Source organism: Pseudomonas sp. NPDC086112, assembly GCF_044746425.1.
Lineage (GTDB): Bacteria > Pseudomonadota > Gammaproteobacteria > Pseudomonadales > Pseudomonadaceae > Aquipseudomonas.
In genome coordinates, this window is sequence record NZ_JBIVCD010000050.1 from 1 (window position 1) to 26,326 (window position 26,326).

Annotated in this window: 25 protein-coding genes; 8 read left to right on the top strand and 17 right to left on the bottom strand. The window is 59.7% G+C overall.

The annotated features are described in order from the left end of the window. Positions 1-112: 112 nt before the first annotated feature. The 12 genes from ispA to ACIPLA_RS25250 form a co-directional block, all read right to left on the bottom strand. Positions 113-1,000, bottom strand: coding sequence for a (2E,6E)-farnesyl diphosphate synthase (ispA, locus tag ACIPLA_RS25195; RefSeq protein ID WP_305424958.1), 888 nt, complete (start codon positions 998-1,000; stop codon positions 113-115). Continuing rightward, a complete protein-coding gene (locus ACIPLA_RS25200) occupies positions 997-1,239 on the bottom strand; it encodes an exodeoxyribonuclease VII small subunit (RefSeq protein WP_007894317.1) in 243 nt (80 codons plus the stop codon). Before ACIPLA_RS25200 ends, ispA begins: the two co-directional genes overlap by 4 nt. Before the next feature lie 273 nt (positions 1,240-1,512). After that, positions 1,513-2,658, bottom strand: a complete 1,146-nt coding sequence (locus tag ACIPLA_RS25205) for a Fic family protein (RefSeq protein WP_401176892.1) — start codon at positions 2,656-2,658, stop codon at positions 1,513-1,515. Between the two features lie 591 nt (positions 2,659-3,249). Then, the gene (locus ACIPLA_RS25210) at positions 3,250-3,996 is read right to left on the bottom strand and encodes a S24 family peptidase (protein WP_218398873.1); all 747 of its coding nucleotides are present in this window, start codon (positions 3,994-3,996) and stop codon (positions 3,250-3,252) included. A 233-nt stretch (positions 3,997-4,229) separates the two neighbouring features. Next, the gene (gene ppa / locus ACIPLA_RS25215; RefSeq protein WP_401176897.1) at positions 4,230-4,757 is read right to left on the bottom strand and encodes an inorganic diphosphatase; all 528 of its coding nucleotides are present in this window, start codon (positions 4,755-4,757) and stop codon (positions 4,230-4,232) included. A 113-nt stretch (positions 4,758-4,870) separates the two neighbouring features. After that, positions 4,871-5,683: a zinc-dependent peptidase gene (locus ACIPLA_RS25220; RefSeq protein ID WP_401176900.1), complete on the bottom strand. Its 813-nt coding sequence runs from the start codon at positions 5,681-5,683 to the stop codon at positions 4,871-4,873. Positions 5,684-5,689: 6 nt separating this feature from the next. Next, entirely contained in the window at positions 5,690-6,346 is a 657-nt protein-coding gene (locus tag ACIPLA_RS25225) for a DedA family protein (RefSeq protein WP_218398871.1), read from the bottom strand. A 341-nt stretch (positions 6,347-6,687) separates the two neighbouring features. Continuing rightward, on the bottom strand, positions 6,688-7,149 hold the full coding sequence (locus tag ACIPLA_RS25230) for an N-acetyltransferase (protein WP_095633937.1): 462 nt from the start codon (positions 7,147-7,149) through the stop codon (positions 6,688-6,690). Between the two features lie 112 nt (positions 7,150-7,261). Next, positions 7,262-8,086 (bottom strand): ethanolamine ammonia-lyase subunit EutC, encoded by an 825-nt coding sequence (eutC, locus tag ACIPLA_RS25235; protein ID WP_218398870.1) that lies wholly within the window; start codon positions 8,084-8,086, stop codon positions 7,262-7,264. An 8-nt stretch (positions 8,087-8,094) separates the two neighbouring features. After that, positions 8,095-9,489, bottom strand: a complete 1,395-nt coding sequence (locus tag ACIPLA_RS25240) for an ethanolamine ammonia-lyase subunit EutB (protein WP_063342409.1) — start codon at positions 9,487-9,489, stop codon at positions 8,095-8,097. Positions 9,490-9,651: 162 nt separating this feature from the next. Further along, positions 9,652-11,022 carry an ethanolamine permease gene (gene eat / locus ACIPLA_RS25245; RefSeq protein ID WP_401176905.1) on the bottom strand — a complete coding sequence of 457 codons (1,371 nt, stop codon included), beginning with the start codon at positions 11,020-11,022 and terminating at the stop codon, positions 9,652-9,654. Between the two features lie 265 nt (positions 11,023-11,287). Next, complete coding sequence (locus ACIPLA_RS25250) at positions 11,288-12,808, bottom strand: aldehyde dehydrogenase family protein (protein WP_218398869.1); 1,521 nt, start codon at positions 12,806-12,808, stop codon at positions 11,288-11,290. Positions 12,809-13,198: 390 nt separating this feature from the next. Here ACIPLA_RS25250 and ACIPLA_RS25255 point away from each other — a divergent pair, with 390 nt between their 5' ends. From ACIPLA_RS25255 to ACIPLA_RS25270, 4 genes are all read left to right on the top strand, one after another. Continuing rightward, the gene (locus ACIPLA_RS25255; protein ID WP_218398868.1) at positions 13,199-15,112 is read left to right on the top strand and encodes a sigma-54-dependent Fis family transcriptional regulator; all 1,914 of its coding nucleotides are present in this window, start codon (positions 13,199-13,201) and stop codon (positions 15,110-15,112) included. A gap of 173 nt (positions 15,113-15,285) precedes the next feature. Continuing rightward, positions 15,286-16,635 carry a UDP-N-acetylmuramate:L-alanyl-gamma-D-glutamyl-meso-diaminopimelate ligase gene (gene mpl, locus ACIPLA_RS25260; RefSeq protein ID WP_008009026.1) on the top strand — a complete coding sequence of 450 codons (1,350 nt, stop codon included), beginning with the start codon at positions 15,286-15,288 and terminating at the stop codon, positions 16,633-16,635. Next, on the top strand, positions 16,632-17,264 hold the full coding sequence (ubiX, locus tag ACIPLA_RS25265) for a flavin prenyltransferase UbiX (RefSeq protein ID WP_007894343.1): 633 nt from the start codon (positions 16,632-16,634) through the stop codon (positions 17,262-17,264). Before mpl ends, ubiX begins: the two co-directional genes overlap by 4 nt. Continuing rightward, the gene (locus ACIPLA_RS25270) at positions 17,257-17,541 is read left to right on the top strand and encodes a YceK/YidQ family lipoprotein (protein ID WP_123498534.1); all 285 of its coding nucleotides are present in this window, start codon (positions 17,257-17,259) and stop codon (positions 17,539-17,541) included. The genes ubiX and ACIPLA_RS25270 overlap by 8 nt, the downstream gene beginning before the upstream one ends. Positions 17,542-17,668: 127 nt before the next feature. Here the strand turns inward: ACIPLA_RS25270 and ACIPLA_RS25275 are convergent, their stop codons facing one another. The 3 genes from ACIPLA_RS25275 to ACIPLA_RS25285 form a co-directional block, all read right to left on the bottom strand. Further along, a complete protein-coding gene (locus ACIPLA_RS25275; protein ID WP_218398867.1) occupies positions 17,669-18,310 on the bottom strand; it encodes an oxidoreductase in 642 nt (213 codons plus the stop codon). A 27-nt stretch (positions 18,311-18,337) separates the two neighbouring features. Then, positions 18,338-20,053, bottom strand: a complete 1,716-nt coding sequence (locus tag ACIPLA_RS25280) for a C13 family peptidase (protein ID WP_218398866.1) — start codon at positions 20,051-20,053, stop codon at positions 18,338-18,340. A gap of 114 nt (positions 20,054-20,167) precedes the next feature. Beyond that, positions 20,168-20,623, bottom strand: coding sequence for a MaoC family dehydratase (locus tag ACIPLA_RS25285; RefSeq protein WP_007894347.1), 456 nt, complete (start codon positions 20,621-20,623; stop codon positions 20,168-20,170). A gap of 194 nt (positions 20,624-20,817) precedes the next feature. On the opposite strand from ACIPLA_RS25285, the gene ACIPLA_RS25290 reads away from it, so the two are divergent. Genes ACIPLA_RS25290 through ACIPLA_RS25300 form a run of 3 tightly spaced genes read left to right on the top strand, consistent with a single transcriptional unit; the run spans position 20,818 to position 22,494 of the window. Beyond that, a complete protein-coding gene (locus ACIPLA_RS25290) occupies positions 20,818-21,180 on the top strand; it encodes a CidA/LrgA family protein (protein ID WP_401176914.1) in 363 nt (120 codons plus the stop codon). After that, positions 21,177-21,893: an LrgB family protein gene (locus ACIPLA_RS25295; protein ID WP_008070140.1), complete on the top strand. Its 717-nt coding sequence runs from the start codon at positions 21,177-21,179 to the stop codon at positions 21,891-21,893. Before ACIPLA_RS25290 ends, ACIPLA_RS25295 begins: the two co-directional genes overlap by 4 nt. Positions 21,894-21,903: 10 nt before the next feature. Continuing rightward, positions 21,904-22,494, top strand: coding sequence for an LON peptidase substrate-binding domain-containing protein (locus tag ACIPLA_RS25300; protein WP_218398864.1), 591 nt, complete (start codon positions 21,904-21,906; stop codon positions 22,492-22,494). Positions 22,495-22,673: 179 nt separating this feature from the next. Here the strand turns inward: ACIPLA_RS25300 and ACIPLA_RS25305 are convergent, their stop codons facing one another. Then, a complete protein-coding gene (locus ACIPLA_RS25305) occupies positions 22,674-23,990 on the bottom strand; it encodes a bifunctional DedA family/phosphatase PAP2 family protein (RefSeq protein WP_401176919.1) in 1,317 nt (438 codons plus the stop codon). Positions 23,991-24,166: 176 nt separating this feature from the next. Beyond that, the gene (locus tag ACIPLA_RS25310) at positions 24,167-24,865 is read right to left on the bottom strand and encodes a DNA-3-methyladenine glycosylase (RefSeq protein WP_401176921.1); all 699 of its coding nucleotides are present in this window, start codon (positions 24,863-24,865) and stop codon (positions 24,167-24,169) included. Between the two features lie 189 nt (positions 24,866-25,054). Between ACIPLA_RS25310 and ACIPLA_RS25315 the strand changes: the two genes are divergently transcribed. Then, positions 25,055-26,326, top strand: coding sequence for a glutamate-5-semialdehyde dehydrogenase (locus ACIPLA_RS25315; RefSeq protein ID WP_401176924.1), 1,272 nt, complete (start codon positions 25,055-25,057; stop codon positions 26,324-26,326).

The window sequence follows — 26,326 nt, forward strand, 5'->3', positions numbered from 1 at the left end:
CTCATGAAACGTCGTGGGCATCAGGCGAATCGTTATAGGTATAAAAGATGCGGCAGTTTACCTGATGCATCGCCCCCTGCCCACGCGTTGGTTTTTTTTGGCGGATACGCCGTCAGCTGCGGCGATCGACGATGTACCGGGCCAGATCGCGCAATGGCTCGGCCGCCGCGTCAAACGGTCGCAGCGCGTGCAGGGCCTGATCGCGCAGTTCCAGGGCATAGGCCTTTGCCGCGTCGAGACCGAGCAGGGCCGGGTAGGTCGGCTTGTCCCGGGCGATGTCGGCGCCCTGGCGTTTGCCGAGGGTTTCGGTGTCACTTTCGACGTCGAGAATGTCGTCCTGGACCTGAAATGCCAGGCCAATGGCCTGTGCATAACTCTGCAGGGACTTCAGTTCGTCCTTCGCGGCATGACCGCTGGCCAGGGCACCGAGCTTGACGCTGACTTCAATCAACGCGCCGGTCTTGTGCCGGTGCATGTATTCAAGGGCTTTTTGATCGAGCTTCAGACCCACCGAACCGAGATCGATAGCTTGCCCGCCGACCATGCCCGCCGGACCGGCTGCCAACGCCAGGGCGCTGACCATCTGCAGACGGGTTTCGGCGTCGCAACTGCTAAGGCGTGGGTCGAGCAGGGCGCTGAAGGCCAGACTCTGCAAACCGTCACCGGCGAGGATCGCACAAGCTTCATCGAATTTTTTATGCGTCGTCGGCTGGCCGCGACGCAGATCGTCGTCGTCCATGGCCGGTAAATCATCGTGCACCAGCGAATAGGCGTGGATCAGCTCCACCGCGCAGGCCGCGCCATTGGCTTGCTCGGCCTTACCGCCCAACGCCTCACACGCGGCGTAAGCCAGCAATGGGCGCACGCGCTTGCCACCGTTCATCACGCTGTAGCGCATGGCTTCGTAGAGGCGGGCGAGCTCGGGGCTCGGCGCGTTGAACAGGGTTTCCAGTGCCGCGTTAACGCGAGCCTGGCTGGTGGCCGAATATGCCGCAATCATTCTGGCTGATCCGCGTCGAAGGGTTCCTCGGCCAGCTCACCATCACGCTCAAGCAGCACTTGAACCTTCTGCTCGGCCTGAGCCAGCGCCGCCTGGCAATCGCGGGTCAGCCCGATGCCCTGCTCGAAAGCGGTCAGCGAATCTTCCAGCGACAATTCGCCATTCTCCAGACGCTCTACCAGCGTTTGCAGGTCGGCGAGGGATTGTTCGAAATCCAGTGCAGCTTTTTTGCGGGCCATGGCGGCTATTTCCGGTTGACGTTAAACCGGCGCGACACTAGCAGACATAGGGGTTATGGGCAAATGAGCGGGGCCTTTGACACCACAGTTTCCGGGTGAAAACACACCCTGTGGCGAGGGAGCTTGCTCCCGCTGGGGCGCGGAGCGGCCCCTAAACCAGACACCGCGTTTCTTCAGGCATACCGCATCCAGCAATTTGCGACTGCTACGCAGCCGGACGGGGCGATGCGTCGTTCCGACAAGCCCCTCACCACTGCGCGGTATCGATCATGATTAATCTGTAGAGTCATCGGGATAGCTGATTTGATATCGAGTACTGCGCCCGCCGCCGGGCAGGCGTTTCAGGCAGCCCTTCTCCAGCAGTTCGGCCAGATGACGGGTTGCGGTGGCTTTGGAAACCTTTGCCACTGCCTGATATTGAGCGGCGCTGATGCCGTTATCGAAACCTCGTTCCCCACCATCGAGCAAGCGATTCAGTACTTTGGTCTGCTCGGTCGACAGTCCGGATTCCCGATGTGCCTGCCAGAAACGCACCTTGCCCAGTACCGACTCAATCCGCGTCATGGCCTGCTGCAAGCTACGCAGCAAAGTCTGAAGAAACCACTCCAGCCATTCGGTGATATCCATCGTGGCTTTCTGACTGGTTTCCAGCACTCGGTAATAGCCAGAACGATCATCCAGAATGCTCGCCGACATGGCGTAGAAACGGATGGCCTGAGCCTCACCCTGAGCCAGGGCCAGATCAGTGATCGTTCGCGTCAGGCGACCGTTGCCATCGTCGAAAGGATGCAACGTCACAAACCAGAAATGTGCGACGCCGGCCCTCAGCAAAGGGTCGAGTCCGACTTGATTTCGGCTGGCTTCAAACCAGGTCAGGAAGGTTTCGAGTTGTCGTTCAAGACCAAGGCGAGGCGGCGCTTCGAAGTGAACGGTCGGCCCGTCGAGGCGCCCGGACACCACTTGCATCGGCTCGTCGCCGCGCAAGGCTCCGACACGGATCGATCGGGCCGCAAGATCAGTGTCTTGCTCAGGAAACAGCCATTTATGCCAATCCAGCAATCGAACCAATGTCAGTGGTTCAGCGAAATGCCGGGTGGCATCGAGCATCAATTGCGCAAGGCCCTCACTGCGCTGGCTCACCTTATCGCCATTGACCAGGTCCAACCCCAACCGTCGCGCCAGAGAGGAGCGTACGGAGCCAACATTAAGCTGTTCACCCTCGATAGCGGACGAGGTCACGATGTTCTGCAACAACGCATCCAGTTCGTTTTGCGCGCTCAACGAACTGCCTACCGAACTGGCCATCCCCATCAACCGACCCTGGGCCTGAACGCAGTCGCGCAACAGTGGCGCCAAACGCTCGGCTTGCCATTGGAAATTTGGCCAATCAGGTTGCTGCCAGATCCAGTGAGGTGCCATGGAATCGGTGCTCTTGGAATGAGTGAGCCGATTAAAAATGCTATTCGGCTCATATAGTGAGCCGAATATGACGCCTATTCGGCTCACCGTCCAGTTGTCGGACAGCTTGTCGCCTCACGTGCGGCTGCGACTGAATCGTGCAACATGTGGGTTGGCCGCAGTTCAATGCGGTCATAGTGAATTCGGGATTAATTTTCAGACATTAAAAAGCCGGCTTGTGGCCGGCTTCTCGGGGACTGGCTTGGTTTATTTTTGGTAAACCGCGCCAGCCTTCAAAACGTACACCCGGATCTTGCGTCCGGCTGTGGGACTTGGCGAGAAAGTGATCTGCCTTGTCGGTGCGATCTGAGCCTGAAGAAGGGTCGATGCGCAAATGTGGGGCGCAGCATACTGATTTTTTTGAGGAATTCCCAGCTTGGCGTGTGGGGTAGGGCGATTGCGGAGAGGTGTAGCAGCTGCCGAAGGCTGCGTTCGGCTGCGAAGCAGTCGTAAATCCATTATTCACGGTATGGCTGAAACACCGCGGTGAAGAGTTATACGGCCGCTGCGCAGCCGGACGCAGGCTTCGCCAGCTGCTACAGGGTTGCGTCTTTACAGAAAGGGCACCGACGGCCGGCGTTTGTTGAGCGTCGACCACCAGAATACCCACCCCAATACCCTGATGTTTTGCTTATCGATCTGCTCGGCACTGAAGATCTCGTCTGGATACTCGGCTTTGTTATAGCTGCGCAATCGCAACGCATTCCCCGGCATCCGGTGCAGGTATTTGATCCGCAGCATCCCGTCATGCTCGATCGCATAAATTTCCCCATCAATAACCTGCGTCAGCCCACGGTCGATCGCAAGCGTCGAGCCATCTTCAATCTTTTCGCCCATGCTGTTGCCGATCATGTGGGTACAGATAGCGTCAGCGTGCTTGATTTCCAGAGAGTCGAGGTGGCTGCGAGGCAGGCGGATGGATTGGCTGGGGTCTTTGACGACGTGGGTTTTGTTGGAGCCCGGGGCGGTGGCTGTTTCTATATAGAAGGGCAATTCGACGTCGATGGGCTCGATCACCGTGTAGATGCCGCGGATGGCCTGGGCGTCGAAGGTATTGCCGGATTCGTCGAGTACGCGCAGGCGTGAGGACTCTTTCGGGCCTTCGCCGGTTTTCAGCCAGTCGCTGTTTACAGACAGTAGTCTGGCGACCTCTTCCATGCGGTAGGCGGGCACACCTCGGGTGTACCAGTTGTGGATATTTTGCGCTTCCGTGTCGAAGAAAGCGGCAAATCCAGTGGTTGTGATTTTCGCTGCTTCAAGGAGTGCTTTAAACCGTGGGCCGCTAGTGTTCTTTTTCATAAACACGAGTCTACTGGCGCAGGACGGGGGTTTGAATAAACGATCCGTTCAAATTTCGAGGGAAATTTAAGACTGGATGTAAGGCGCTTTTAGTGGAAATTAAACGAGAAAAAACCAATGCACCCAAGCGTTAAGCGACCGGTTTAAAAGAGGCTTTGCAAGCGCGCACAAAAAACCCCGGATCAACCGGGGTTCTTCTTCAAACGTCGCAGCTAGAAGCTTACCGCGGCTTCTCAGCCTTTATAGGCAGCAACCGACTTGGTGATCGCGTCGCGGGCGGCATCTGCGCCGGCCCAGCCTTCGATCTTGACCCATTTGCCTTTTTCGAGATCTTTGTAGTTCGCGAAGAAGTGCTCGATCTGCTGAATCAGCAGCGGAGGCAGATCGGTGTATTCCTTCACGTCGACGTACAGCTGGGACAGCTTGTCGTGTGGAACCGCGATCACTTTGGCATCGCCGCCGCCGTCGTCGGTCATGTTCAGGATGCCAACTGGACGCGCGCGGATTACCGAGCCTGGGGCAACCGGGTAAGGGGTCACGACCAGCACGTCGAGGGGGTCACCGTCGTCGGCCAGGGTGTTGGGGATGTAACCGTAGTTGGCCGGGTAGAACATCGGGGTGGCCATGAAACGGTCAACGAACATGCAATCGCTCTCTTTGTCGAGTACGTATTTGATCGGCGCGTGGTTGGCCTGTATCTCGATCGCGACGTAGATGTCGTTCGGCAGGTCTTTGCCAGCCGGAATCTTGCTGTAGCTCATTGGGCGGTGCCCCCGTTAGTTGACCAAAAAAACTTGGCCGGATTGACCAAAAAGTGGCGGCGATTATAGGCATATTCTGCCACCGTTGCCATGCGCCAGAGGTCGTGTAGACCTTAGTCGTGTGCCTGATAGACCGGGTTTTCAGCCAGAAGTTGCCGTAGACGGGCCAGCGGATCCTGCCGATAAAACAACTTCAGCTGCTCATAAACCTGTGGATATGCTTCATGCAGCAAGTCCGGTGCGCTGAAGAAGTATTCGCTGGTGACGGCGAAGAACTCGGCGGGGTTTTCCGCTGCGTAGGGGTCGATGGCGGTTTCGGTGTCCGGGTTGCGGTCCAGTTGCCGGTCGAGGTCGTCATAGGCTTCTTGCATGATTCTGGCCCAGTCGCTGACGCGCATATCGGTATGCAGCGGGGGCAGGCCATTGGCGTCGCCGTTGAGCATGTCGAGTTTGTGCGCGAGTTCGTGGATCACCAGGTTGTAGCCTTCCCAGCCACCGCTGGCCATTACGCCGGGCCAGGCGAGGATGATCGGGCCTTGCTGCCAGGCTTCACCGCTGTGTTCGCCGTCCCATTCGTGTTCGACGCCGCTGGCATCGCGATGGCGCTGGGGGCTGAGGAAATCGTCGGGGTAGAGGATGATTTCGTGAAAGCCCTGATACCAGTTCAGATCGCCCAGATGCAGCAGCGGCAATTGGGCCTGGGCGGCGAGCAGCAGGCGTTGCTCCTGGTGAAGCTCGACGCCGGGCAGGGCGGTCAGGTGTTTGTCTTGCAGGAACAGCACGCAGGCTTCCCGCAGCCACTGGCCTTCGGCTGCGCTGAGGCCATCGAGAAACCTCAGGTGATGGCGCACCCGTTGCCACATGTCGTCGGCAATCGGATGCCTGGCCAAGGTGCGCCGGCGTCGCCAGGCGCTAAGGGACCACATCGTGAGTCAGCGGGGTTCGGCTTTGGACGCGGCATTCCCGAGGCGGCTGCGGATCACGCTGATGATCATCGGCAGCAGCGACAGCAGGATGATGCCCACTACCAGCAGCGACAGGTTTTTCTTGATGAACGGTACGTTGCCGAAGAAGTAACCGAGGGTGACCAGGCCGCCCACCCAGAGAATGGTTCCGAGAACACTGAAGGCAAGGAAACGCGGGTAAGGCATTTTGCCGACACCGGCGACGAACGGGGCAAAGGTGCGGATGATTGGCATGAAACGCGCCAGGGTCACGGTTTTGCCGCCGTGCTTGTCGTAGAAGTCGTGGGTTTGTTGCAGATAGTCGCGGCGGAATATTTTCGAGTTCGGGTTGCTGAACAGCTTTTCGCCGGCGGTGCGACCGATTATGTAGTTGGTGCTGTCGCCGAGAATCGCCGCCAGCATCAGCAGGCCGCCCAGCAGCACCGGGTCCATGCCGCCACCGGCCGCCACGGCGCCGGCGATGAACAACAGGGAATCGCCCGGCAGGAATGGCATCACCACCAGACCGGTTTCGCAGAAGATCACCAGAAACAGAATGGCGTAAATCCATGCCCCGTAGTTAGTTACCAGCAGGTCGAGGTAAACATCGAGATGCAGGATAAGGTCGATCGGGTTGAAATCCATGGAAAGCACCTGTGGTGATGGCCCGACTCTGCAGGCCTGTGCGGATGGCTTAGCGTAAGACTACAGCTAAGTGTGATTTTTCTTACGAGCCGGAAGAATGGGCATTATACGGGGAGAGAAGTGAAAAACGCCTCGAGTTTGTAGCGGGGGATGTCGATGGAACGATCATAGGTCTGTTGGCATTGCACAATCTTTGTGGCGAGGGGGCTTGCCCCCGTTGGGTTGCGAAGCGACCCCTAAACCAGGTAGTCACGGTTTTTCAGATACACCGCATGCTCAGGTTTTACGACGGCTGCGCCGCCGAACGGGGGCAAGCCCCCTCGCCACAAAGGCCCCAGTGCTTACAGCTCCTCACTGATCGGCAACACGTAGTTCTTGAACTCGGTGTCTTCCCTGAACCCGATGGATTCGTAGGTTTTCTGCGCGACTTCGTTGTTGCTGCTGGTGGAAACGCGCATGCGCACGGCATTGGTTTCCTTGGCCATTTTTTTCGCGGTACGGATCAGGTTGTCGGCCACCAACTGGCGGCGGGCGTCTTCGGCGACGTAGATGTCGTTGAGGATCCACACGCGTTTAAGCGAAAGAGACGAAAAGCTGGGGTACAACTGACAAAAACCCATCAGTTTGTTGTTGTCGTCATCGGCCAGGGCCAGGTAGATCACCGACTCCTTGCGGCGCAGGCGTTTCTCGAGGAACGCCCGGGACGAGTCCGGATACGGCAGGGAACCGTAAAACTCACGATATTTGACGAACAACGGGGTCAGCAGGTCGAGGTGTTCGAGGGTCGCTTGAATAATCCGCATGGTAGGTCTCGTCTTCAAGTGGCTGTCTTACGTGGTGACGGCGACGGGAAACCCTGGCGGCCGTGCATCGATCCTGCCTGAAACCTGAATAGAAACGCAATGCGGAAACGGTTCAGGTATCCGACGGGCTCAGTAGGAAATTACCTTTCATATCTGCACCAATGTCCGACTCCAGCGTCTGAACCTGGGCTTCGTCCTTCAGACTGACCCCCGATAACTGCCGCCGACAGGCTTCGCGCATTAAATACAGCAAGCGGTGTGCCGCCATGCCGTAACTCAAGCCTTCGAGCCGGACATTCGAGATGCAGTTGCGATAGGCGTCTGTCAGTCCGACTTTGGGATTATAGGTGAAATACAACCCCAGGCTGTCTGGCGAGCTCAAGCCGGGGCGTTCGCCGATCAAAATGACCACCATTTTCGCGCCTAATAGCTCGCCAATCTCGTCGGCCACTGCAACTCGGCCCTGTTCCACCAGAATCACCGGCGACAGGGACCAACCCTCAGCGGCTGTCTGTTCTTCCATGCGCGCCAGAAACGGTAAGGTGTGGCGATGAACGGCCAATGCCGAGAGGCCATCGGCCACCACGACCGCCAAGTCCACCCCGCCAGGATGATTCCGAGCATAGTCGCGCAGGGTCTGCGCCGACTCATCACTCAACTTGCGCCCCAAATCGGGGCGCTGCAGATAGCTGTTCCGGTCCGTGGCGGCGCTGTGCAACAGCAAACTCTCACGCCCACGCTCGGCCAGTTGCGAATTCAGCCCCCTGTGGTCGAACGGCAGGTGCACCGCATCCCGGGCCTGTGCATGGGCGTACTGAAAATCCAGCTGCGCGCTGGTCGGCATACTGGTGCCTGTACGACCGAGGGCAATACGTGCCGGGGTCAGGCGACGCAGTTCCAGCAATGGGTTTTGCGGATCGACAGGTGGTTTATCCATCTCAATACTCATCCCAGTTGCGCCATGGCTTGGCGGAAGGCCGGCGGCAGGTTGTCGCCGAAGTGAATTTGGCCGTCTGCCTGGGTAAAGATGCCCATGTTCGCCAGCCACTGTTCAAACTCCGGCGCCGGTTTCAGGCCCAGGGTTTTGCGGGCGTAGAGGGCGTCGTGGAACGACGTGGTCTGGTAATTGAGCATGATGTCGTCAGAGCCGGGGATGCCCATGATGAAGTTGATCCCAGCCACGCCCAGCAGGGTCAGCAGGGTGTCCATGTCGTCCTGATCGGCTTCGGCGTGATTGGTGTAACAGATGTCGCAACCCATGGGCACGCCCAGCAGCTTGCCGCAGAAGTGGTCTTCGAGACCGGCGCGGATGATCTGTTTGCCGTTGTAGAGGTATTCGGGGCCGATGAAGCCTACGACGGTGTTCACCAGAAACGGTTTGAAATGGCGTGCCACGGCGTAGGCGCGGGTTTCGCAGGTCTGTTGATCGATGCCGTGGTGAGCGTTGGCTGACAAGGCGCTGCCCTGGCCGGTCTCGAAATACATCAGATTTTGGCCCAGCGTGCCGCGATTCAGGCTCAAGCCCGCGTCATAGCCTTCCTGCAAGACGTTTAGGTTGATACCGAAACTGGCGTTGGCCGCTTCAGTGCCGGCGATCGACTGGAACACCAGGTCCAGCGGAATGCCGCGATTCACCGCCTCGATGGAGGTGGTGACGTGGGTCAGCACGCAGGCCTGTGTAGGAATTTCGTAGCGCTGGATGATCGCATCGAGCATTTCCAGCATGGCGCAGATCGAAGCGATGCTGTCAGTGGCCGGGTTGATGCCGATCATCGCGTCACCGTTGCCGTACAGCAGTCCGTCGAGAATGCTCGCGGCGATGCCGGCCGGTTCGTCGGTGGGGTGATTGGGTTGCAGGCGTGTCGAGAGCCGGCCGCGCAAGCCCAGAGTGCCGCGGAATTTCGTGACCACGCGGATTTTCTGCGCCACCAGCACCAGGTCTTGCACGCGCATGATCTTCGACACGGCGGCGGCCATTTCCGGGGTCAGGCCCGGGGCGAGGGCACGCAAGCTCTGTTCGTCGGCGGCGTCGCTGAGCAGCCAATCGCGAAAGCCACCGACAGTGAGGTGGCTGACCGCTTTAAAAGCCTGTTTATCGTGAGTGTCGATGATCAGCCGGGTGACTTCATCGGCCTCGTAAGGAATCAGTACTTCCTGCAGGAAGTGAGTCAGCGGGATGTCAGCCAGGGCCATCTGCGCGGCCACCCGCTCACCATCGTTGAGGGCGGCAACGCCGGCCAGAAAGTCCCCCGAGCGCGCGGGGCTGGCCTTGGCCATGACGTCTTTGAGACTGTCGAAGCGGTAGGTCTGGGCGCCGACGGTATGGGCAAATACGGCCATGGTGTCCTCCTGGTTAATTGATGACCTGTAGGAGCGAGGCTTGCCCGCGAAAAACGATAACGCGGTGTATCAGTCAGACCGCATCATGCCCTTCGCGGGCAAGCCTCGCTCCTACAGGAATGGGGCGCTCCCAAATAGGGCGTGCGCCCGGCGCCGGTGCAATTAGATACCTTCGAGCATTGCATCCGCCGGTGCATCGGAACGCTGCTTGGCCGTCAGTTGGAAATACAGGTAGCCGGCCGCCATGAACCCGAGGAACACACACCCGATCAAGGTGTTGAACCACGCCATCGCAACCAGGCACACCACGGCCAGAAACAGCGCGATGCCCGGTACGATCGGGTAGCCCGGTGCGCGGAAGGTGCGTTCCAGGTTCGGCTCGGTTTTACGCAATTTGAACAGGCTCAGCATACTGATGATGTACATCACGATGGCGCCGAATACCGACATGGTGATCATTGCCGCCGTCAGCGTCATGCCCTGCAGGTTGACCAGGCCGTCGCTGTAGATTGCCGCGATACCGATCACGCCGCCCGCCAGAATCGCCCTGTGCGGCGTCTGGAAGCGCGAGAGTTTGGCCAGCCCTTTGGGCAGGTAACCGGCGCGAGCCAGGGCGAAGAACTGTCGCGAGTAGCCAAGAATGATCCCGTGGAAACTCGCCACCAGGCCGAACAGGCCGATCCAGACCAGCATGTGCATCCAGGTCGAATTGTTGCCGACCACGGCTTTCATCGCCTGAGGCAGCGGATCGTTGATGTTCGACAGTTGGCGCCAGTCGCCGACGCCGCCAGCCATCACCATGACGCCGATGGCCAGGAACACCAGGGTCAGAATGCCACTGACGTAAGCCCTGGGAATCGTGCGTTTCGGGTCCTTGGCTTCCTCGGCGGCCATGGCGGCGCCTTCGATGGCGAGAAAGAACCAGATCGCGAAAGGAATTGCCGCAAAGATGCCGGGAATCGAGGCCATGGTGAATTCGTTGGAACCCGACCAACCATTGAGCACGAAATTGCTGAAGCTGAAGCCCGGTGCGACCACGCCCATGAACACCAGCAACTCGGCGACCGCCAGCACGGTGACCACCAATTCGAACGTGGCAGCGATGCTCACACCGAGGATATTCAAGCCCATGAACACGAAATAGGCACCAACAGCGGCGATCTTCGGGTCCAGTTCCGGGTATTGCACGTTGAGGTAGGCGCCGATAGCCATGGCAATTGCCGGTGGCGCAAAGACGAATTCGATCAGGGTCGCAATGCCGGCGATCAGTCCGCCTTTTTCGCCGAAGGCCCGGCGGCTATAGGCAAACGGCCCGCCAGCGTGGGGAATGGCGGTGGTCAATTCGGTGAAACTGAAGATAAAGCAGGTGTACATCGTCGCCACCATCAGGGCGGTGACGAGAAAACCCAGGGTCCCTGCGGTGCCCCAGCCGTAACTCCAGCCGAAGTACTCGCCGGAAATCACCAGGCCGACGGCAATGCCCCATAGGTGCAGGGTGCCGAGTGTGGGTTTGAGCTGTGTAGTAGAAGTCATAAGTCCTCTCTGTCTTTTTTATTGTTTGATCTGTTGGACTTTCGGGTATGGCGTTTTCGTGTAATTCGGGCACGCAAAGCCCGTGCCAGAGCATCAGGGCGATAATTGGTGTGTCATTGAGGGCGCCTTCGCGAGCAAGCCCGCTCCCACATTGGGGGGGTGGTGTGCCTGATAGTGGGCACGCCGGAAATCCTATGTGGGAGCGGGCTTGCTCGCGAAGGCGGTTCGAAGGGCGATACAGAACTACCTGTATCGCCTCCGGTTTTTAGAAGAAGCCCAACGGATTGATGTCGTAGCTCACCAGCAGGTTTTTGGTCTGCTGATAGTGGTCGAGCATCATCTTGTGGGTTTCACGGCCAACGCCGGACTTTTTGTAACCACCGAACGCGGCGTGAGCCGGGTACAGGTGGTAGCAGTTGGTCCATACGCGACCGGCCTTGATGGCACGGCCCATGCGGTAGGCGCGGTTGATGTCGCGGGTCCAGAGGCCGGCGCCCAGGCCGAACTCGGTGTCGTTGGCGATGGCCAGGGCTTCGGCTTCGTCCTTGAAGGTGGTGATGCTCACCACCGGGCCAAAGATTTCTTCCTGGAACACGCGCATTTTGTTGGTGCCCTTGAGCAGGGTCGGCTGGATGTAATACCCGGTCGCCAGGCTGCCCTCGAGTTTTTCCACTTTGCCGCCGGTCAACAACTCGGCGCCTTCGCCCTTGGCGATTTCCAGGTACGAAAGGATTTTGTCGAATTGCTGCTCGGATGCCTGGGCGCCGACCATGGTGTCGGTGTCCAGCGGGTCGCCACGTTTGATTTGCAGGACTTTGTTCATGACCACTTTCATGAACTCGTCGTAGATCGACTCTTGCACCAAGGCGCGGGACGGGCAGGTGCAGACTTCGCCTTGGTTGAAGAATGCCAGCACCAGGCCTTCGGCAGCTTTTTCGATGAAGCTTGGCTCAGCTCTCATGATGTCTTCGAAGAAGATGTTCGGCGACTTGCCACCCAGCTCCACGGTGGACGGAATGATGTTTTCGGCGGCGCATTTCATGATGTGCGAGCCGACCGGGGTCGAACCGGTGAAAGCGATCTTGGCGATGCGCTTGCTGGTGGCCAGGGCTTCCCCGGCTTCTTTGCCGAAGCCTTGCACCACGTTGAGCACGCCGGGTGGCAGCAGGTCGCCGATCAGTTCCATCAGCACGGTGATGCCCAGCGGGGTTTGCTCAGCCGGTTTAAGGACCACGCAGTTACCGGCGGCGAGGGCCGGGGCAAGTTTCCAGGCGGCCATCAGGATCGGGAAGTTCCACGGAATGATCTGCCCGACCACGCCCAGAGGTTCATGGATGTGATAGGCCACGGTGTTGCCGTCGATCTCGGCGGCGCTGCCTTCCTGGGCGCGGATGCAACCGGCGAAGTAGCGGAAATGGTCGGCGGCCAGCGGGATGTCGGCGTTGAGGGTTTCGCGAACGGCCTTGCCGTTGTCCCAGGATTCGGTGATCGCCAGCACTTCCAGGTTCTGTTCGATGCGATCGGCGATTTTCAGCAGGACCAGCGAGCGTGCCTGGGCGGACGTGGCGCCCCAGGCATCGGCGGCGGCATGGGCAGCGTCCAGGGCCTTTTCGATGTCTTCGGCTGTGGAACGCGGGAATTCGGCAATAGGTTGGCCGTTGACCGGCGATGTATTGGTGAAGTACTGACCTTTGACAGGCGCGACGAACTCGCCGCCGATGTAGTTACCGTATTTGCTTTTGAACGAAACGATAGCGCCTTCAGTACCGGGGTGAGCGTAACGCATGGTGATTTCTCCTTGGCTTTTGTGCTTATAAGGGAGGACGCGCTAAAGCGCTGCATTAAGCGTAGAGCAAAGGTCGGGCCAGCGCCTTGCAGGTCAGGTAAATCAAGGCCTTGCGTGTTTTTTGTCGGACGAATGGGCAGCGTTTGTGACGCTTGCGGTACAGCCCCTGTGACACTTTGTACCGTTTGTGGCGCAGGCTGTGACTGGCGGGTCTTGCCAGCATTGCAATGCTGGCCAGGCTGGAGGATGCTCGAACCTCCCTCCTTGTAGGAGCGAGGCTTGCCCGCGAAGGCCATGATTCGGTTTGCCTGATGCGCCGCGTTATCGTTCTTCGCGGGCAAGCCTCGCTCCTACACGGGGATGCAAACCGCTCGGGGAGAATAATAAGAAATGCACGATAACCATTTGAGTCGCCATGCCCAGCAAGTGCTGACCGTGACCCAAGGCAAATCCCACCTGCACGGTCCCGGCAGCGATCCGTCCATTGCCCGTTCCTGGCTGCGTTGTCTTGAGGATTATCACCTCGACCCGGCCCTGACCATGGCGCCGACGGTGCTGGAGCATGGTCGTGTGCTGGAAAGCCGCGAACGTTTGCAGCAAGTGCTGCAGATCGCCGGCACCGAAATGACCAGCCTCCACCAGCAACTTTCCGGTGCCGGCCACGCGGTGCTGCTGACCGACGCCCGCGGGGTGATCCTCAACTGTGTCACTGCGCCTACCGAACGGAAGATTTTCGAGCGCGCCGGCCTTTGGCTCGGCGCTGACTGGAGCGAAGCCTGCGAAGGCACCAACGGCATCGGCACCTGCCTGGTGGAGCGTCAGTCCCTGACCATCCATCAAGACGAACATTTTCGTGGCCGACATACCGGCCTGACTTGCTCGGCGAGCCCGGTGTTTGATCCTCACGGCGAGCTGCTGGCGGTACTCGACGTGTCTTCGGCGCGTCACGAGGTTTCGCGGCAGAGCCAATTCCACACCATGGCCTTGGTCAATCTGTCGGCGAAGATGATCGAGAGCTGCTATTTCCTGCGTTACTTCGACAATCAATGGTTGCTGCGTTTTCACCTGCAGGCCGAATCTGTCGGGCTGTTCAGCGAAGGGTTGCTGGCGTTCGATGGGGAAGGGCGGATCAGTGCGGTCAACCAGAGTGCGCTGAATTTGCTGGGGCATATTCGTGGCGGGCTGTTGGGCAAACCGGTGGAGGCGTTTTTCGACTGCTCGCTGGATGAATTGCTCGGCCGCGCGAGCGCCAATGCCAGCGCCAGTTGGCCATTGCGCACCCGTGACGGGCGGCGGTTGTTCGCCGTATTGCGCGGGCAGCCGCGCAGCATTCCGGTGCCGGTGGTGCAAAGCCCGATGGTTGCCGAGCGTCCGCGCTTGTCAGGCATTTGCCTGGGCGATGCCGCGTTGCAGGAGGATTTCCGCAAGGCCTTGCGCGTGTTTGAACGGGACGTGCCGTTGCTGATCAATGGCGAAACCGGCTCAGGCAAGGAGGCCTTCGCCAAAGCCGTGCATCAGGCCAGTCAACGGGCAGCAAAATCGTTCGTTGCCCTCAATTGCGCGGCGATTCCCGAAAGCCTGATCGAGAGCGAACTGTTCGGCTATCGCGGCGGCAGTTTCACCGGCGCTCGCAAGGAAGGCATGCGCGGCAAGCTGCAGCAGGCCGATGGCGGGACGTTGTTCCTCGATGAAATCGGTGACATGCCGCTGAGCATGCAGACCCGTCTATTAAGGGTGCTGGAAGACCGTCAGGTGGTGCCGATTGGCGGTGAGCCGGAATCGGTCAATGTGCGGATCATCAGCGCCACCCACCGCAATCTGCTTGAACGGGTGCAGGACGGCAGTTTCCGCGAGGATTTGTATTACCGGCTCAATGGGCTGGAGGTTGCGTTGCCGGCGCTGCGGGAGCGCGCTGACAAATCGCAGTTGCTCGACTTTTTGCTGGCCGAAGAGGCGGGCGGAGAGACGGTGCTGATTGATGCTCCGGCGCGGCAGGCCTTGCTGGATTTTGCCTGGCCGGGCAATGTGCGGCAGCTGCGCAATGTGCTGCGGACCCTGGCGGCGCTGTGTGACGGCGGGCGGATCGGGCTGGAGGATTTGCCGGCGACGATTCGCCAGGCCCGACCGGTGACGGCGTCGGCGGTTGAAGAACCTTCCGAGTATCCGCTGGACGATGCCGAGCGGTTGGCATTGCTGACGGTGCTGGAACAGCAGCGCTGGCATATGACGCACACCGCCGAACAGCTGGGCGTGAGCCGCAATACCCTCTACAGAAAGCTGCGCAAACACGGTATCGCCCGCTAGATACACCGGATCCTGACTTTGTAGGAGCGAGGCTTGCCCGCGAAGCTTTTGGCGTACTAGAGGGCGCCTTCGCGGGCAAGCCTCGCTCCTACAGGTTCTGCGGTGATTTCAAACTCTGAGTGCGAATTTTCCCACCCTACGCTAACCTGCGGCCATGTTTTACGAGGTCGACTATGCACATTCATATTCTTGGTATTTGTGGCACTTTCATGGGTTCGATGGCGGTTCTGGCCAAAGAGCTGGGCCATCACGTGACCGGCTCCGATGCCAACGTCTATCCACCGATGAGCACTCAGCTGCAAGCCCAGGGCATTGAGTTGACCCAAGGTTACGACCCGGCGCAGCTCGATCCGGCCCCGGACCTGGTGGTGATCGGCAATGCCATGTCCCGCGGCAACCCGGCCGTCGAATACGTGCTGAACAAAGGCCTGCCGTACGTCTCCGGCCCGCAATGGCTGGCCGATCACGTGTTGCAAGGCCGCTGGGTGCTGGCGGTTGCCGGCACTCACGGCAAAACCACCACCAGCAGCATGCTTGCCTGGGTCCTGGAGCACGCCGGCATGAGCCCGGGTTTCCTGATCGGCGGCGTGCCGCAGAATTTCTCGGTGTCGGCGCGTCTGGGTGATACGCCGTTCTTCGTGATCGAAGCCGACGAATACGACAGTGCATTCTTCGACAAGCGTTCGAAATTCGTTCACTACCGTCCGCGCACGGCGATCTTGAACAATCTTGAGTTTGATCACGCTGACATCTTCCCCGATCTGCCGGCCATCGAGCGGCAGTTCCACCATTTGGTGCGGACCATTCCAAGCGAAGGCCTGGTGATCCATCCGACCACCGAACCGGCATTGCTGCGGGTTATCGAAATGGGCTGCTGGACCCCGGTGCAAACCACCGGTGCCGGCGGTCAGTGGCAAGTCAAACTGCTCAGTGAAGACGGCTCGAAATTCGAAGTGATGTTCGAAGGCGCCGTTCAAGGCGTGGTCGAGTGGGACATGACCGGTCAGCACAACGTCGCCAACGCCTTGGCCACCTTGGCCGCCGCACGTCATGTCGGCGTCGTGCCGTCGATGGGTATCGCTGCACTGAGCGCGTTCAAAAGCGTGAAGCGGCGGATGGAAAAGGTCGCGGAAGTGCGTGGCATCACCATTTACGACGACTTTGCTCACCACCCGACCGCCATCGCCACCACCCTCGACGGTCTGCGCAAACGCATTGGCGATGCGCCGCTGATCGCGATCATCGAGCCGCGCTCCAACTCCATGAAGCTTGGCGCGCACCGTGATGGCTTGCCGGAAAGTGTGGTCGATGCCGATCAGGTGATCTGGTATTCCCCGGCCAACCTCGGTTGGGATCTGGGCGCCACTGCGGCGTTGTGCACTGTGCCGTCGATCGTCAGCGATTCGCTGGAAGGCATCATCGAGCGCGTGAAGAGCCAGGCTCAGCCCGGCACTCATGTGGTGATCATGAGCAACGGCGGCTTCGGCGGCCTGCACGGCAAACTGGCCGAGGCGCTGCAATGAACAACGGTCCGGAACGCATCACGCTGGCGATGACCGGCGCTTCGGGCGCCCAGTACGGCTTGCGCCTGCTCGACTGCCTGGTGCGTGAAGACCGCGAGGTACACTTCCTGATTTCCAAGGCTGCGCAACTGGTGATGGCCACCGAGACCGATGTCTCGCTGCCGTCCAAACCACAGATGATGCAAGCCTTCCTCACGGAATATACCGGCGCCGCCGCCGGGCAGATTCGGGTGTACGGCAAGGAAGACTGGATGTCGCCGGTGGCTTCGGGCTCTGGCTCGCCAGCGGCGATGGTGGTGGTGCCGTGTTCCACCGGGACCTTGTCGGCTATCGCGACCGGGGCCTGCAACAACTTGATCGAACGGGCTGCCGACGTGACCTTGAAGGAGCGCCGCCAGCTGATTCTGGTGCCCCGCGAGGCGCCGTATTCGAGCATTCATCTGGAGAACATGCTCAAGCTGTCGAACATGGGCGTGACGATTTTGCCGGCGTCACCGGGCTTCTATCACCAGCCGCAGACTATCGATGACTTGATCGACTTCGTCGTGGCGCGAATTCTCAACTGTTTGAATATCCCGCAAGACATGCTGCCGCGTTGGGGCGAACACCATTTGAGCAGCGATGAATAAGCTGCTGATCATCCTGTTGGCTTTGCAATTGGCGGGCTGCGCCACCGCGCGCACCCTCGATGCCGCCAAGCCTGGAGCGCCGGTGGTGTATTCGGGGACGCGTCTGGATTTGTATGCGATGAACGGCGGGTGCTGCGCCATGGACCGATTTGGCGCCGAAGCGCCGAGTTATCCGGCTGTTGACCTGCCGGCCAGTGCGTTGCTCGACACACTGCTGTTGCCGCTGTCGTTGTTGACGGTGATTGGCGTGAGTTTTCAAGCGACCGGTGGTTTGTAGCGCTCGGCGTTGAATCGATGTTGCGCCCTTCGCGAGCAAGCCCGCTCCCACATTTGATCTGTGTCATTCACAAATCCAATGTGGGAGCGGGCTTGCTCGCGAAGGCGTCCGTTTGGGCGCCGCTGAATTATTTTCCCAACTTGCGCAACTCATCCGACTCGACAATCCGCACGCCATCCTGCTCTTCCAGCGCCAGGCGCCACATGGCGCGGGCCAGTTGGCAGGCTTCGATGCCGTGGTATTTGCCCGGAATCAATTTCGACAATGGGCCGGCAACCCGCTCGGCCAGTCGCGGCTCGACGCGATCGCCCAACAACAGCGAAGGCCGGCAAATGGTCAGCTGCGGCCAATTCTGCGCGCGCAATGCGTGTTCCATCTCGCCTTTGACCCGGTTGTAGAAAATCGAGGACCTGCGATCGGCACCCAAGGCGCTGATCACGATCAAGTGCCGTGCGCCCATTTCTCGCGCACGTTTGGCGAAAGCCACGACCATGTCCAGGTCCACCGCGCGAAACGCTTCCTCGGAGCCGGCCTGCTTGATCGTAGTGCCCAGGCAGCAATAGGCAATGTCGACGCGACCGTTCAATTGCGGCAAAAACACCGTCGGGTCGCCGACTGGGTTTTCCAGGTGAGGATGCTCGGCCAGTGGCCGGCGTGAGGGGGCTAATACCCGTGTAATCGTTGGCTCGTTGAGTAGACGGTCAAGCAAATGTTCACCGGTTAACCCGGTAGCTCCGGCAAGCAATACATGCTGAGGCGTCAAGTACATAGTCATTCCCCCTTGATACTATTCAGCTTAGTTGCTCTTTTCATCCTTGCTGATAGAGACACTTTGCAGTGCCTTTCGTGCCTGTTGTTTGCGCAACAGCTGCCAGTGGCTGAGAACGGTTTTCGGCGCCCAGATCTGTGGCTCGGAAGCTTCGAAGCTGTCGGCCAGTTCACGCTCGGCCACGGTGGCACTGGCCAGTTTGAAGGCTTGCTCCAGGTCGTCGGTCTGGTTCAGCGCCTGGGCGAACAGCGCGTCGCCGAAGTACGTGAAGTTGGCTTCTTCCGAACACCCAAAGGACACTCGATCGGCGCGCGAGGCGGTCATGATCAGGGTGCGTTCGTCCTTGAGGGCGGGAATGAAGCCACCGGAATAGCACGATGAAATCACGATAATTTTGTCGCGCTTTTTCAGGGGCGCGAGGACGGCGGCGAGTTCGTCGGCGGGCAGGTCGGCCAGTTCCATGCGTGGCTGGTCGAGCACCAGTTCGTGTTCGCTGTTGCCGTGGCTGGTCAGGTAAATGAACAGCAGGTCTTCCGGGCCGCTGCGTTCGGCCAGGGTCTGGGCGGCGCGGCGCAGGTTTTCCCGGGTGGCCATCGGCCGATCGCCGAGGTGATCGCGATGGTTGACCAGGCGGATCTGGCCGAAGGCGCCGAAACGGCTGGCGAGCATGTTGGCGACGTAGTCTGACTCGCGCAGGAACACGCTCTGCTTGCCATCGCCGCCGAGGGTCAAGGTGTACAGTTCGACCGCCGGGGTCGAGGCCGGGACGTTGGCCAGCGAATCGTCGAGCAAGCGCCCCTGGGCCAACAAGCCGAGTTCGAGAGGGTCGGGCAGCAGCTTGCCGTCGGCGTCGCGCACGCGCTGACTGTTGACCCAGGTGCCGCTCTGCACCGTGCCATCGGTCAGCACCAAAGTACCTCGGCCCTGATAGTTGTCGCCGTCGAACTGGCCGATATAGAAACTGCCATCGGCCAGGTTCAAGCGACCCTGACCGGTGAAACGCCAGTCGCTGAAGTGACCGATGTAGTGACTGCCATCGGCGCCGATCAACTCGCCCTTGCCGCTGAGCACGCCTTCCTTGAACTGACCGAGCCAGACATCGCCATCGGCGTTCTCGTAGCGGCCCTTGCCGTGCAGTTGATTGTTCTTGAAACCGCCGACATAGATATCGCCATCGGCGCTGTTGAAGGTGCCATTGCCTTCCAGCTGACCGTCGGCGAAATGCCCGGTGAACTGATTGCCGCTGGCATCGCTGCGCTGGCCTTCGCCGTTGGGTTTACCGTGGGCGAATTGACCCTGGTACTGGCTGCCGTCTGCGAGTTCCAGACGACCGAGCCCTGAATATTGATCGGCCTTGAATTCGCCGCGGTAGGTCATGGCGTTTTCTTTGAGGGTGCCTTCACCGTCGCGTCGACCCGCCTTGAAACCGCCGGTGTAGCTGCTGCCAGTGGTGGTCAGCGTGCCTTGACCGTCGAATAGCCCTTGCTGGAATTGCCCGCGATAGACCTCGCCGTTGCTGCCATGCCATTCGCCCTGGCCATGCCATTGGCCTTTGTCGAACTGGCCGGCGTACCAGCTGCCGTTCGGGTAATCGATGCGGCCTTCACCTTGCAGCAAACCATTGACCAGATCACCGCGATAGCGTCCGCCGTCCGGCAGGCGGGCATCAGGGGGCAACAGCGATTCGCCATCGCCGCAAGCGGTGAGCAACAGGGTCAAAGCAAGGAGTGCAAGTGAGCGCATAGCGGGATCCGGGCAATTAGGCGACCGAGTATGCCGCAGCTATGTGTCGCATTTATAGAGACACGGCACAGACACGGCGCGAAACAGCGTGAGCTGCTTCGCATCCGGGATGCTTTACACGAAGCAGAGGGACAGTGGCTCGGCGATATATGCCGGTTTGTCCGACCCTTCAATTTCAAGCGTGGCGGTTGCCTTGAGCAACCATTGGCCGGGTTTCTTCTCGATGACGTCGTTCATGTCAACCTTGAGTCGAACCCTGGAATTGACCTTCACAGGCTGGATGAAACGCACGCTGTCCAGACCATAGTTGACTACCATCTTTGCGCCTTCGGGCAGGATGAGGATGTCTTCCATCAGTTTGGGGATCAGCGACAACGACAGGAAACCATGGGCGATGGTGCTGCCAAAAGGTGTTTGCGCGGCTTTGACCGGGTCGACATGGATGAACTGATAATCACCTGTGGCTTCTGCGAACAGGTTGATGCGTTCCTGGTCGATGGTGAGCCATTCGGAACGTCCGAGTTCCTTGCCGACATAATCTTTGAGCTCTGCAACTGGAACATAGGGCATTGAGACTCTCCTTGGGTCATCGGTTTTATAGTTTTCGAGTGGGGGGATTTGACCTCCCTGCGAACCACTTTAGATCAACATGGCAAATTGCTCCGGTCAACTATCCATGCTTTTGGCGAATGCCGATTCATAGCGTTGGCGTGCTTATAATGCCGGGCCCCTTCTTTGTGGGGAGCACGCGTGGGAGAGAATGGATGTTGTTACGTGGCCTGACCTGGCTGGTGCTTTTTCAATTGCTCGGCACCGCCCTCAACCATTTGTTTTTGTCGGTACTACCGGGGCCGATCATTGGCCTGCTGTTGCTACTGGGATATCTGATTATTCGCGGTCAAGTCGGCGAGCCGCTGAACCTCGCGGCCAGCAGCCTGCTGCGTTATCTGCCGTTGCTGCTGGTGCCGCCAGCGGTGGGCGTGATGGTTTACGCCGCCGATATCGCCGCGGATTTCTGGGCGATCACCGGTGCGCTGGTGTTGTCGCTGCTGCTATCGATGGCCTTCGCCGGCGTATTGATGCAGCGCCTGGTCAGGCGTCACGCTCATCGCGAGGACGACCAATGATTTTCGATTGGCAGGGCGCCTGGGCGTCGGTGATTCATCATCCATTGTTCGGTATTGGCATTACGCTGGGCGCGTATCAATTGGTGCTGGCGGCCTACGAGAAAACCCGCTGGATTTTTCTGCAACCGGTACTGGTCTCCATGTTGCTGGTCATTGTTGTCCTGGTGGGTTGCGGCCTGAGCTACGCCGAATATCGCAAGAGCACCGAGATCCTCAGCATCTTGCTCGGGCCGGCCACTGTTGCGCTGGCGGTACCGCTGTACCTCAATCTGCGGCGGATCCGGCAGTTGTTCTGGCCGATATTTACTACGCTGGTGATAGGCGGCGTGGTCGCCACGGGCATGGGTGTGTTGCTGGGTTGGGGCTTCGGCGCCGAACACATGATCCTGATGACCATGGCACCCAAATCGGTCACCTCGCCGATTGCCATGCTGGTGGCAGAGCAGATTGGTGGCGTCGCGGCGCTGGCGGCGGTGTTCGTGTTGATTACCGGGGTAATCGGGGCGATCTTCGGGCCGGGTCTTTTGACTCGTCTCGGTGTCCACAGCCCAGAGGCTCGAGGCATGGCCCTGGGCATGACCGCTCATGCGGTCGGCACCTCGGTGGCCTTGCAGGAGAGTGAAGAATGCGGTGCCTTTGCGGCGCTGGCGATGAGTCTGATGGGCGTAGCCACGGCGGTATTCCTGCCGTTGGCGGTGTCGATGGTGGTGTAAGGAAATGTCTATGAGTCTGCCGCTTTTTCCGCTGAACACGGTGCTGTTTCCGGACTGCATCCTCGACTTGCAGATCTTCGAGGCGCGCTACCTGGACATGATCGGTCGCTGCATGAAACAGGGTGGCGGCTTCGGCGTGGTGTGCATCCTCGACGGCGAAGAAGTCGGCATCGCCCCCGAAGGCTACGCACGGGTGGGGTGCGAGGCGCTGATCACCGATTTCCATCAGCAAGACAATGGCCTGCTGGGCATTCGGGTGAAAGGCGGGCGGCGTTTCCACGTTGTGCGCACCGAGGTGCAGCGCGACCAGTTGATCGTCGCCGAAGTCGAATGGCTGGAAGACGAGCCCGAACAACCGCTACAGGATGAAGACGCCGACCTGGTCGCGCTGCTCAAGGCCTTGGCGGAACATCCGATGGTCGAAGCGCTGAACATGGGCACCGAAGCGACGGGGCAGCAGTCGCTGGCCAATCAGTTGGCGTACCTGTTGCCGTTTGCCGAAACGGACAAGATTGACCTGCTGCAACTCGATGATCCGCAGCAACGTCTGGATGCGATTCAGGCGTTGCTGGATAAGTTGCAGGGTGACTTGTTTGCCTGACGTCCGCTAAAAGATCGCACCTGTAGCAGCTGCCGAGCCTGCGAGGCTGCGTTCGGCGGCGAAGCCGTCGTAAAACCAGACAACGCGGTCTTTCAGGCAAACCGCATAAGCAGGATTTGCGAGGACTTCGTCCTCGAACGCAGCCTCGCAGGCTCGGCAGCTGCTACAGGGTTACGGCATCAATACGCATACCGCAACATCGCATGCGGCATATGCCTCAACACAAAGAAACCGAACAACGCCACCAATGAAGGCAACACCAGCCACCAGATTTTCGGCGGCATGGCGGTGAGCGAAGTCTGGCGTTGAGTCAGCCAAAGGCTGGCCGCGCACACGCATGCCGCCAGCATCGCCCCGGCCAGCACATCGGTCGGCCAGTGCGCGCCCAGGTACACCCGTGACAAGGCAATCATCAGCGCCGGCAAGCAGCCCACCAATAACCAGGTCAGGCGCATGCGCGGCGGTTGTCCGCGACCGGCCAGCACTGCGAGCGTCAAGAACAGTGCGAAAGAGCCCGAGGCATGGCCGCTGGGCATGCTGTAGCTGGTCAGTGGGTCGCTCAGCACTTCCGGGCGCACGCGGGCGAAAAAGTGCTTGGTCGCGGTGTTGCCCAGCGCGGTGAACAGCAGAGTGCCGCCGGCGAAGAGCGCGTGTCGCCATTGTCGTGTCAGCAACAGCAAGACGGTCAGCAGCGCGCTGAGCATAAACATGTTGCGCAATTCACCGATCAGCGTGAACACCACGGCCACTTCATCGAGCATCGGGCTGCGGTGTTCCTGCACCAGCGTCATCACGCCTTGATCAAGAGCGCTCAGGTGCGGATAGCCAATAAACAGCCCCGCCAGAATCAGCAGGCTCATGCCGGTGATGTACATCGTGGCTTTGCGATGCCGGCGCAGGCTGCTGGTGGCACTCAGCCCCACCATCAGTGCAATGCTGCCCGCGACAATTGCGGCCTCGGGCCAGAAACCTTCCGGCAACGGCAATCGAATCGCCGCTCCCGTGGCCCAGCCGGGCAGCAGATACGCAACGCTCCAGCCTGCGGCGGCCAGCAAGCTGACGACGGCGAAGCGCGGGAATGGCATGTCGAACATCCCGGCGACCATCGGCAGCATCGGTCGTAGCGGGCCGATAAAACGTCCAACCAACAGACTGGCAATGCCATAACGCTGGAAATACGCCTCGGCCCCGGCCATCCATTCCGGATGATGGCGCAACCCCGGCAGACGCCGGATGTTCTGGTGGAAATGGCGCCCCAAAAAGTACGAAACAATGTCACCCAACACACCACCGAGCAAACCCAGCAGCAGCGTTTCACCCAATGACAACGCGCCACTGCCGGCCAGCACCGCCACGGCAAACAGCAATACTGTGCCGGGCACGATCAGCCCGGCAATCGCCAGACATTCAACGCAAGCCACGATGAACACTGCCGCGGCCAACCACTGCGGATTGACCGTCAACCAACCGGTCACGCTATCGAGCCATGGGCCCATAAAAACAACTCCATTGAATAATCAATTGGCCTCAAGGGACAAACGCAATCTTCACAACACCACAGATTTCATGTGGGAGCGGGCTTGCTCGCGAAGGCGGAGTGTCAGGCGGCACTAATATCGACTGAAAGGGCCCCTTCGCGAGCAAGCCCGCTCCCACACTGGATTTTCATCGTTCACGTCAGCAAAAAATAATCGCGCCCTTCGACCTGCCCCCGGCGCAGCGGGTTGCGCGTGCAATAAAGTGCGTAAGCCGCATCAACAAAACGGAACATCAAGTGTTCGTCACGTCCGTGGGGAATGCCCAGGCGTGTGGTCTGGATAATGTGGCCGGGCGCTGGCCCGACATCTTCCACCAGCAGTACTTCATGGTCGAAGCGCTTGGCGTCCCAGACCGGCACCTTCAGCCCCAGCGCCTTGCAAAGCAGCGTCTGCCCGGCACACAGCTTTTGTGAGGGGCGAGGGCGGCCCTGAGCATCGGGATTGTTCAATAGCATCTGCGCCAGACTCGCTGGCCCGCTCAGTTCATCGACCCACGGATAGGCGGATTTGATCAATACCGCATTACCCGGACCCTGAGCGCTGAAATTCAACGAATCGCCGCCGCGGGCGTAATACATATAGATGTGGCCGCCATCCAGAAACAAAGCCTTACGCTTTTCTGTGTAGCCAAGGGAGGCGTGGCTGCCTTTTTCTTCGCAGTAATAGGCTTCGGTCTCGATGATCCGGGCACTGAGCCACAGGTCGCCGACCTTATGGCGGATGATCTTGCCCAGTAAATGCCGGGCCAGCGTTTGGGCATCGCGGTCGAAAAATGCATCCGGCAACCCCGTGGGCTGGCGCGTAGTGGATGCAGAAACAGGCAGGTTAGTCATGATGAACAGCGTTTATCAGGGCTGATGGAGTCGTGATGATAACAATATGCGGCTTAATCACGGCTGAACGTCGGCAAATTGCCCTCCATTTCGACCATCCGCCCGTCACCGCTGTTAGTCCCGGGACGCGACAGCTATAATCTGCCGCTTTACTCTTTACCAAGACCTTAGCAAAGACCATTGCAGACCATGACTGAGTCCGTTCTTGACTACATGACCCGTTTGGGTCGCGCCGCCCGCGAAGCTTCCCGCGTGATCGGCCGTGCCAGCACCGCGCAGAAAAACCGCGCCTTGCAGGCGGCTGCCAATGCGCTGGACGCTGCACGCGCCGAGCTGACCGCAGCCAATGAACTGGATCTGGCGGCCGGCCGCGCCAATGGTCTGGAACCTGCTTTGCTGGAACGTCTGGCACTGACCCCGGAGCGCATCGACGGCATGATCGTCGGTTTGCGTCAGGTCGCGGCATTGCCCGACCCGGTGGGTGCGATCCGCGACATGAGTTATCGCCCGTCTGGCATCCAGGTCGGCAAGATGCGCGTGCCATTGGGCGTGATCGGGATCATCTACGAATCACGGCCGAACGTGACCATCGATGCCGCCAGCCTGTGCCTGAAGTCCGGCAATGCGACCATCCTGCGTGGCGGCTCCGAGGCGATTCATTCCAACCGTGCCATTGCCGCCTGCATCCAGCGCGGCCTGGCCGAGGCCGAGCTGCCGGCCGCCGTGGTGCAAGTGGTCGAAACCACCGACCGTGCCGCCGTTGGCGCGCTGATCACCATGCCCGAATACGTCGACGTCATCGTGCCCCGTGGCGGTCGTGGCCTGATCGAACGGGTCAGTCGCGATGCCCGCGTGCCCGTGATCAAGCACCTGGACGGCATTTGTCATGTCTACGTCAGCGCCCACGCCGATCTGCCGAAAGCCCAGCGCATCGCGTTCAACGCCAAGACTTACCGTTATGGCATCTGTGGCGCCATGGAAACCCTGCTGGTGGATCAAGCGGTCGCCAAGGATTTCCTGCCATCGATGGCTGCCCAGTTCTGCGAAAAAGGCGTCGAGCTGCGCGGTTGCGAGCGTACACGGGCGATCATCGAGGCCGTTGCGGCCACTGAAGAAGACTGGCACACCGAATATCTGGCGCCGATCCTCTCGATCCGTGTGGTCGACGGTCTGGATCAGGCCATTGAGCATATTAATAAGTACGGCTCCCATCACACCGATTCGATCGTCAGCGAAAACCTGGCCGATACCCGGCGTTTCGTGGCTGAAGTCGATTCGTCTTCGGTGATGATCAATACGCCGACGTGCTTTGCCGATGGCTTCGAATACGGATTGGGTGCCGAGATTGGCATTTCTACTGATAAGCTGCACGCCCGCGGCCCGGTGGGCCTCGAAGGGCTGACCTGCGAGAAGTACATCGTGGTCGGTGACGGTCAGTTGCGCGGCCAGGAGTCGCTCTGA